We start from the raw sequence: 8,282 nt of genomic DNA on the forward strand, positions 1-8,282 counted from the left end.
CGAGGAATAACAAAAATGCTGGAAATGATTAACGACTTTCTCTCCGGTAAGGTACTGATCGTACTTATCGTTGGCCTGGGTAGTTACTTCACGATCCGCTCGCGTTTCGTTCAGTTTCGACACTTTTTCCACATGTTCTCGGTGTTCCGCGACAGTCTGCGCAGCAGCGCCGGCCAGCTGAGTTCGTTCCAGGCCCTGATGCTCAGCCTTGCGGGTCGCGTCGGTGCAGGCAACATCGCAGGCGTCGGCATTGCCGTGACGCTGGGCGGTCCGGGTGCCGTGTTCTGGATGTGGGTCACTGCTCTGGTCGGCATGTCCAGCAGCTTCATCGAGTGTTCGCTGGCTCAGCTCTACAAGCGCAAGGACTCCGAAGGCCAGTTCCGCGGCGGTCCGGCGTATTACATCCAGCACGGTCTGGGTAAGCGCTGGCTGGGTATGGTCATGGCCGTACTGCTGCTGGTGACCTTCGGCTTTGCCTTCAACGGCCTGCAATCCCACGCCGTGACCGACTCGCTGAAAAGCGCGTTCAACATCGATACCCGGACCACCGGCATCTGCCTGGTTGTGTTGCTGGGTCTGGCGTTCGTCGGCGGCATCAAGCGCATCGCGGCGATTTCCGACCTGCTGGTGCCGGTCAAAACCCTGATCTACATCGCGGTCACCATCTACGTCATCGTGCTGCAGATCGACCACGTGCCAGGCATGCTGATGACCATCGTCAGAAGCGCCTTCGGCCTTGATCCGGTGTTCGGCGGTCTGGTCGGCAGCGCGATCGTGATGGGCGTGAAACGCGGCGTTTTCGCCAACGAAGCCGGCTTGGGCAGTGCGCCCAACGTAGCGGCCGTAGCACACGTGGAACACCCGGTCGCGCAAGGCGTGGTTCAGGCGTTCAGCGTGTTTCTCGACACTTTCGTCATCTGCACCTGCACCGCGCTGCTGATCCTGCTGTCCGGTATCTACGACATCGGTTACGACGGTAACGGTATCGTACTGGCGCAGAACTCGCTGGCCGCTGTGGTCGGTGACTGGGGTCGCATCTTCATCAGCGTCGCGCTGGCACTGTTCGTCTTCACCTCGATTCTCTACAACTACTACCTGGGCGAAAACAGCCTGCGGTTCCTGTTTGGCGAGAAGCTCAAGGCCATCGTCCTCTATCGCATCGCCGTTCTGGCCCTGATCATGTGGGGCGCCGTCGTCGATCTGAAAGACGTCCTGGCGTTTGCCGACATCACCATGACCATGCTGGCGTTCGTCAACCTGATCGCCCTGGCGATGCTGTTCAAAGTCGTCAAGCGCATTCTGAACGACTACGATGCGCAGCGTCGGGCAGGCATCAAGACACCGGTGTTCGATTCCAGCCAGTTCCCTGATCTGGACCTCGACCGCAACGCCTGGCCTGCCAACCCGAGCCGTCAGTCGACACACGATGCCGAACTGGCTGGCAAGACTGCGACCGAAGCCCGATAACCCACGCGACATACGCCGGAGAACAACCATGACTCATGATGCACATCAACCCGCTCAGCGAGTCATGGTTCTTTACACCGGCGGCACCATCGGCATGCAGGCCAGTGCCAACGGCCTGGCGCCTGCTTCGGGTTTCGAGGCGCGAATGGCCGGGCAATTGGCCGAGCACCCGGAACTGGTGGTGCCCGAGTGGCGTTTTCGCGAGATGTCACCGCTGATCGACAGCGCTAACATGACCCCTGCTTACTGGCTGCGCTTGCGCGATGCGGTGATTGAGGCGGTGGATGTCGATGGCTGCGACGCCGTGCTGGTGCTGCATGGCACTGACACCCTCGCCTACAGCGCCGCTGCCATGTGCTTTCAGTTGCTGGGGTTCGGCGCACCGGTTGTGTTCACCGGTTCGATGCTGCCCGCGGGCGTGCAAGACAGCGATGCCTGGGAAAACGTCAACGGTGCCCTGCTCGCGCTGGGCTCCGGCCTGGTGTCGGGTGTGCAGCTGTATTTCCACGGCCAGCTGATGACCCCGGTCCGCTGCGCCAAAATTCGCAGCTTCGGGCGTCAACCGTTTGCGCCGCTGCAACGCTCGCGTGGCGGTCACGCGGCGGTGTCGCTGCCCGATGCGCTGAATTACCGTCAGCCGAAAACCCTGGCGCAGGTCGCTGTATTGCCCCTGTTTCCGGGCATCGGCGCCGCTCAAGTCGATGGTCTGATCGCCAGTGGTATTCAAGGGCTGGTGCTGGAGTGCTTCGGCAGCGGTACTGGCCCGAGTGATGACCCGCACTTTATCGCCAGCCTGGAAAACGCCCGGGCGCGCGGCATCTGCGTGGTCGCGATCACGCAGTGCCATGAAGGCGGTGTCGAGCTGGACGTGTACGAAGCCGGGAGCCGCCTGCGCAGTGCAGGCGTGCTTTCCGGTGGCGGCATGACCCGCGAGGCGGCACTTGGCAAACTGCACACGCTGCTGGGTGCCGGTCTGACGACTGAAGAAGTCCGGCGGCTGGTCGAGCTGGACCTGTGTGGCGAGCTGCGTTAAGCCACTGTAATTCCCCTGCTCCATCCGAGGCGTCCCGCACACGCGGCACGCCTCACTTTCCTTAAGAAGCCTTGCATTCCTCCTGTGCGCCCCTGAGCATCGAATCCAGATTGCGTTCGATGTTGTTGCACAATGCATTCATCTGAATCACATGCTCGCTGGCCCGAAACGGACTTTGCAAATCGGTACCGATCTTCTCGATCGCCAACAGCATGAAGCCCACTACGGTGGAGGCCAGCGGCGTGAACCAGCCAAGGGTTTCCACCAGACCGATCGGCACGATCAGGCAGAACAGCGTGATGAACAGCCTCGGGAACGCCACGTACGGATAAGGCAACGGCGTATTGGCAATCCGCTCCATACCGCCCTGGCAATTGGAAATGTCGACCATGGTCGATTCCAGACGCGCCAGCCGAATGCTGTCCAGACGCCCCGCCTGGTATTCCTTGGCCAACAGCGCCGCCGACGTGTTGAGCAGGTCGTTAGGGAAGTTGTTGGTGTCGTGACGACGCTCGAATTCTTCGCGAGGAATCAGCATCTGAATCTCTTCGCCGCACTCAACGCCCTTCAAGTGCGCAGACAGGCATTTCACGTAGGCCACGTGGCGACGCAACAAAGTGGCTTTGACCGGGTTGATGCCGTCATCATCCTCGACCAGCGTCAGTACCTGGCGAGCGAAACTGCGTGAGCTGTTGACCATCGCGCCCCATAACGTGCGCGCTTCCCACCAACGATTGTAGGCACTGGAATTGCGAAAGCTGGTCAGCACGACCAATGCCGAACCAAGCAACGTCAGCGGCAACGACGGCAGGTTGATCTTGCGATCCAGAAAGAGCATGAAGTCGACGGTGACGATGACGTCCCAGATCAACAGCCAGAAAAGCGACCAACCCACGTAACCGATGGTCTTGCCGAGAAAACGGATTTTCGAAATGATCGTCTGCTGCAAAGGAATACCCCTCGGATGAATAAGCGAACCGCATGCGGACGCTACTGCACAGGCTTTGAATGCCAATGCAGCAGATGGTTCGCAGACGACCGCTTAATCTCGGGGGTTTCGACGCTTTCAGCAGCTGCTCAACGCCACTTGCGGGCGCTCGCCGGTAAAGAATATCGGGCGCAGCCTGACGCCGACCACGTTGCCGATGTACGCCGCGACCAGCCACAGCCAGCCGTGCAGACTGCCGGAGGCGATCCCGCTGAAATACGCGCCGATGTTGCAGCCGTAAGCCAATCGCGAGCCATAACCCAACAGCAGACCACCGATGACCGCAGCCACCAGCGAACGCGTCGGGATATCCAGACTCGGCGCGAAGCGTCCGGCCAATCCTGCCGCCAGCAAGGCGCCGAGCATGATGCCGATGTCCATCACGCTGGTGATGTCTTGCCACACCGGTGCCGCCAGCGCCTTGGCATTCGCGGCGCTCTGCCAGAACACCCAGCTGCCGACATCGACACCCAGGCTGCTCGCCGCTTTCGCGCCCCACAAAGCGAACGCCGAGGTGATGCCCCATGGCCGTCCGGCCAGCGCCAGCGTCGCGTAGTTCAGCACCGCAAGCGCCACCGCGCCCCAGACCAGCACCCACGGCCCGCGCAGCACCCGGCGCAGGCCACGATGCTCCGTGGTCACCGGCGCTTCAAGCTGGCCATGACGACGCTTTTCCAGCTTGACGGTGATCAACGCAATCAAGGCAAACAGCGCCAGGTTCACGATCAATGCAGGCAGTACGCCAAAGCTTTTGACCACTGAAACGGGCGCAAATGCAGGCAGCGCAAACCACCAGTCCACGTGGTGAGTCGCGATCAGCGAGCCGAGGATGAAGAACAGCAGCGTGACCAGCATCCGTGCATTACCGCCACCGGCAGTGAACAGTGTGCCCGACGCACAACCACCGCCCAGTTGCATGCCGATGCCGAAGATGAACGCGCCGACGACCACCGAAATGCCGACCGGTGCGACCAGCCCGGTCACCGGCTGACCAAACAGCGTGCCCGCCCCCAGTGCCGGGAAAAACAGCACGACCGCCACCGCCAGCATGACCATTTGCGCCCGCAGGCCAGCGCCGCGTCGTTCCCGGATAAACACCCGCCACGCCGAGGTGAAGCCAAACGCGGCGTGATACAGCGTCACACCCAGCGCTGCGCCGACGATCCACAGCATCACTTGGCGAGTGCCGACGCTGAGCAGCAGAAACTGTGCGCCCATCAACAGCAGAAACAGCGCAGCCAGTGGCGCGCCGAACTTGCGTCCGGGTGTTGCAGACAGAGAATTGTTCATAGGTCTCTCGAAGACAGGTAGCCAAAGAGCCGATTATACGCGTGCCGACCGCCTACTCCGACCAGGCCTCGCGCAGCCTGTTCAGCGCATCTGCAATGGCTGCCTCCGGCACGGCGGCAAAACCCAGCACCAGCCCGGCGCGATTATCCACAGGCTCGCTGGAATCGGGCAGCCAGTATTCACTCAGTGCGTTCATTTCGACACCCACGCTTCTGGCTTTGGCGATCAGCTCGGTCTCACGCGCCACGCTGTCGACCTTGACGACCACATGCAGCCCTGCGACGCCCTTGGGCATTGCCGCACAACCCGGAATAGCCTCGGGCCAGCCCGCGAACAGCGCATTGCGTCGACTCTGGGCTGCACGCCGCATGCGGCGGATGTGGCGCTGAAAATGCCCCAGAGCGATGAATTGCGCCATGACCGCCTGCACACCGATTTCCGTATGGCGGATGTCGACCGCCTTGCGCTGGCTGAACGGCTGCACCAACGCGTTCGGCAACACCAGATAACCGAGGCGCAAGGCAGGAAAGGCCATCTTGCCGAACGTGCCGATATAAACCACGCGACCATCCTGATCTAGCGCGGCCAGAGGTGCCAGCGGCGAGCCGCTGTAGCGGTACTCGCCGTCATAATCGTCTTCGATGATCCAGCCTTGATGTTTCCGCGCCCAAGCCAGCAACTCCAGGCGCCGCGCCAGGCTCATCACCGCTCCTGTCGGGTACTGATGCGAAGGAGTGACGTACGCCAGTTGGCAATCGGCCTGCTCCAGATCGACACAGCGCATGCCTTCGCTGTCCACCGCGATCCCCTGCAATCGGCCACCCGCCATTGCGAACGCATGCCCGGCAGCGCGATAGCCAGGGTTCTCGAGCGCAACGCCCTCCCCCGGCGTCAACAGCAGCTGTGCACAAAGGCTGATTGCATGCTGCGCACCATTGGTGATCACAATTTGCTCAGCCGTACAGTGCAGGCCCCGTGAGGAGCGAAGATAAACCGCAATCAGCTCTCGCAAGCGCCATTCTCCCGCCGCAGCGCCGTAGCCCAGCTGACCAAGGTCGGGCTTGCGCCAAAAAGCCGCATAAAGCTTGCCCCATAAGGCGAACGGAAAAAGATCGAAGGCCGGAACACCGACCCGGAAGGCCTTGGGCGCGTCACTCGGTGGCACTTGTAAATGGTGATTTTCGAGAAATTTCAGCGACGGGCTGTGGATAACTTCAACGTGCGACTTCAAGGGGATTTCGGCCGTATCTGTTGATAAAGCTGTGCATAACCCTGTGTGCAAACCTATGGGTAACTCGGTGGATAGCTTTTCGCAGGCAGCAGACCGAAGCCCGGCGCAAGCCCCGGAAAGCTGTGCGACATAAGTGCCATCGCCGACCCGCCCCGCGACGAAGCCTTCGGCGTACAACTGATCGTAGGCACGCATCACGCTGTTGCGGGATATCGACAATGACCGGGCCAGATCCCGACTGGCCGGCAGCCGAATTCCGCCGCCCAGGCTGCCGTCAAGAATCTGCTGGCGCAGGATCTCGTAAAGCTGCTTGCTCAACCCGTAACACGGGTCCAGTTCAATACCGGTGAGCGTGGACGGAAACGCGGAGAGGTCGGTGGACATGCTATTGGTCCCATGAAATCTGTCAGAAATGGATCTTACAACAGACCAATGGACCGCTTAGGCTTCCGTCACTCACTCAGGGAAATCGCCATGTACACGCCCGCCGCCTTCAAGGACAACGACACCCTTCGCCTGCACGAGCAAATCGAGCGGACACGGCTGGCCATTCTGGTCACCTATGGCGAAGACGGTTTGCAGGCGACTCATCTACCATTGCTGTTGCGCCGTGATCAAGGCGCGTTTGGCACGTTGTACGGGCACCTGGCCAAGGCCAATCCGCAGGCGCAGCAGTTGAACGCGGGTGTCGAGGCCATGGTGATCTTTCCCGGCGACGACGCTTACATTAGCCCCGCTTACTACCCGAGCAAGGCGGAGCACGGCAAGGTCGTGCCCACCTGGAATTACCTGGCCGTGCATGCCTATGGCAACGTTGAATGCTTTACTGACCCGGAGCGATTGCAACGCCTGGTCGGCGAGCTGACAGCCAGACACGAGTCCGGTCGCGCGCAGCCGTGGTCCATTAACGATGCGCCTGCGGATTACATCGCCAGCATGCTGGGCGCGATTGTCGGGTTTGCCCTGCCCGTGCAGCGCCTGCAAGGCAAACGCAAACTCAGCCAGAACCGCGATGCCCGGGACATCGCCGGTGTGCGCGATGGGCTCGCCGCCAGCTCGGAGTTGAACGACCAGCAAATTGCTCGCTTGATGAGCTGAAGGGAGAGCTTCATGACTTACGCCGACATCCACCCTGTCACTGCCGACGACCAGCACGCCTGGCTACCGCTATGGCTGGCCTACCTTGATTTCTACAAGACCGAACTGGCCGCAGGCGTGAGCGAAATGACCTGGCAGCGCCTGATCGACCCGAACGAGCCGACTCATTCGGCGCTGGCCTGGCGGGATGGCACGGCCGTGGGCATGGTGAACTTCATTTACCATCGCTCGAACTGGAGCATCAACAATGCCTGTTACCTGCAAGACCTGATCGTCGCCCCCGAGCAACGCGGGACCGGTATCGGCCGCCGACTGATCGAATTTGTCTACGCCGCTGCCAAGGCCGATGGCTGCGACAAGGTGCACTGGCTGACCCATGAAACCAACGCCACCGCGATTCAGTTGTACGAACGGATTGCCGAGCGACCGGGCCTCATCCAATTTCGTAAAGCGCTCTGAAACAGGAAGTGATGCATGTCTGACACTCTGCTGGACTGGCAAGCCGCCACATTGCCGACCACTACCACACTGACCGGTCGTTTCATTCGTCTGGAAAAACTGGATGCCACGCGTCACACCGATGATTTGTGGGCTGTGCTTCAGGGCCCGAATGCTGATCCGAAGCTCTGGGATTATCTGCCGTACGGCCCTTTTATCGAACGCAGCGCGTTTGATGCGTGGCTGACCGGGCATCAAGCCGCCTCCGACCCGTGGTTTTACACGGTCGTCGATCAACAGACCGGCAACGCCGAAGGCGTCATCAGCCTGATGTCGATCGTCGCGGCCCACGGCCGGATCGAGATTGGCCACGTGACCTTCAGTGCCGCCATGCAACGCACGACCAAAAGCACAGAAGCCATTTACCTGCTGGCGAAAGAAGCCTTTGCGCTGGGCTATCGCCGCCTGGAATGGAAATGCAACGCCAACAACGCCCGTTCGAAACGCGCTGCCGAGCGATTCGGTTTCAGCTACGAAGGCACCTTCCGCCAGCATATGGTGGTCAAAGGCCAGAGCAGAGACACCGCGTGGTACTCAATGCTCGACAGCGAATGGCCCGAATTGCGCAAGGCGTTTGAACGCTGGCTGGCTATGGATAACTTCGCGGACGGGCAGCAGATCAAAGGGCTTGAAGCGTTTCGATGAAGGAACGACGCTTGGCTTGTGTGGGAGCGGAC

Annotated in this window: 8 protein-coding genes; 5 read left to right on the top strand and 3 right to left on the bottom strand. The window is 60.9% G+C overall.

What is annotated here, in order from left to right; all coding sequences use genetic code 11:
• Window positions 1–15: 15 nt before the first annotated feature.
• Together ABJ99_RS12335 and ABJ99_RS12340 are read left to right on the top strand one after the other, a co-directional pair.
• Window positions 16–1,467 (top strand): alanine/glycine:cation symporter family protein, encoded by a 1,452-nt coding sequence (locus tag ABJ99_RS12335; protein ID WP_054086078.1) that lies wholly within the window; start codon window positions 16–18, stop codon window positions 1,465–1,467.
• Between the two features lie 28 nt (window positions 1,468–1,495).
• The gene (locus tag ABJ99_RS12340) at window positions 1,496–2,500 is read left to right on the top strand and encodes an asparaginase (protein WP_054086079.1); all 1,005 of its coding nucleotides are present in this window, start codon (window positions 1,496–1,498) and stop codon (window positions 2,498–2,500) included.
• 61 nt (window positions 2,501–2,561) lie between these two features.
• Here the strand turns inward: ABJ99_RS12340 and ABJ99_RS12345 are convergent, their stop codons facing one another.
• The 3 genes from ABJ99_RS12345 to pdxR form a co-directional block, all read right to left on the bottom strand.
• On the bottom strand, window positions 2,562–3,449 hold the full coding sequence (locus tag ABJ99_RS12345) for a bestrophin family protein (RefSeq protein WP_054086080.1): 888 nt from the start codon (window positions 3,447–3,449) through the stop codon (window positions 2,562–2,564).
• 117 nt (window positions 3,450–3,566) lie between these two features.
• Window positions 3,567–4,778 (bottom strand): YeeE/YedE family protein, encoded by a 1,212-nt coding sequence (locus ABJ99_RS12350; protein ID WP_054086081.1) that lies wholly within the window; start codon window positions 4,776–4,778, stop codon window positions 3,567–3,569.
• Window positions 4,779–4,830: 52 nt separating this feature from the next.
• Entirely contained in the window at window positions 4,831–6,393 is a 1,563-nt protein-coding gene (pdxR, locus tag ABJ99_RS12355) for a MocR-like pyridoxine biosynthesis transcription factor PdxR (protein WP_054086082.1), read from the bottom strand.
• A 90-nt stretch (window positions 6,394–6,483) separates the two neighbouring features.
• On the opposite strand from pdxR, the gene ABJ99_RS12360 reads away from it, so the two are divergent.
• From ABJ99_RS12360 to ABJ99_RS12370, 3 genes are read left to right on the top strand one after another with little or no spacing between them, the layout of a single operon-like run.
• Window positions 6,484–7,107, top strand: a complete 624-nt coding sequence (locus tag ABJ99_RS12360) for an FMN-binding negative transcriptional regulator (protein WP_054086083.1) — start codon at window positions 6,484–6,486, stop codon at window positions 7,105–7,107.
• A gap of 12 nt (window positions 7,108–7,119) precedes the next feature.
• Complete coding sequence (locus tag ABJ99_RS12365) at window positions 7,120–7,566, top strand: GNAT family N-acetyltransferase (protein WP_054086084.1); 447 nt, start codon at window positions 7,120–7,122, stop codon at window positions 7,564–7,566.
• Between the two features lie 15 nt (window positions 7,567–7,581).
• Window positions 7,582–8,250 carry a GNAT family N-acetyltransferase gene (locus ABJ99_RS12370; protein WP_054086085.1) on the top strand — a complete coding sequence of 223 codons (669 nt, stop codon included), beginning with the start codon at window positions 7,582–7,584 and terminating at the stop codon, window positions 8,248–8,250.
• The last annotated feature ends 32 nt before the right edge of the window (window positions 8,251–8,282 follow it).

The organism is Pseudomonas syringae pv. cilantro (assembly GCF_001293775.1).
Classification (GTDB): Bacteria; Pseudomonadota; Gammaproteobacteria; order Pseudomonadales; family Pseudomonadaceae; genus Aquipseudomonas; species Aquipseudomonas syringae_P.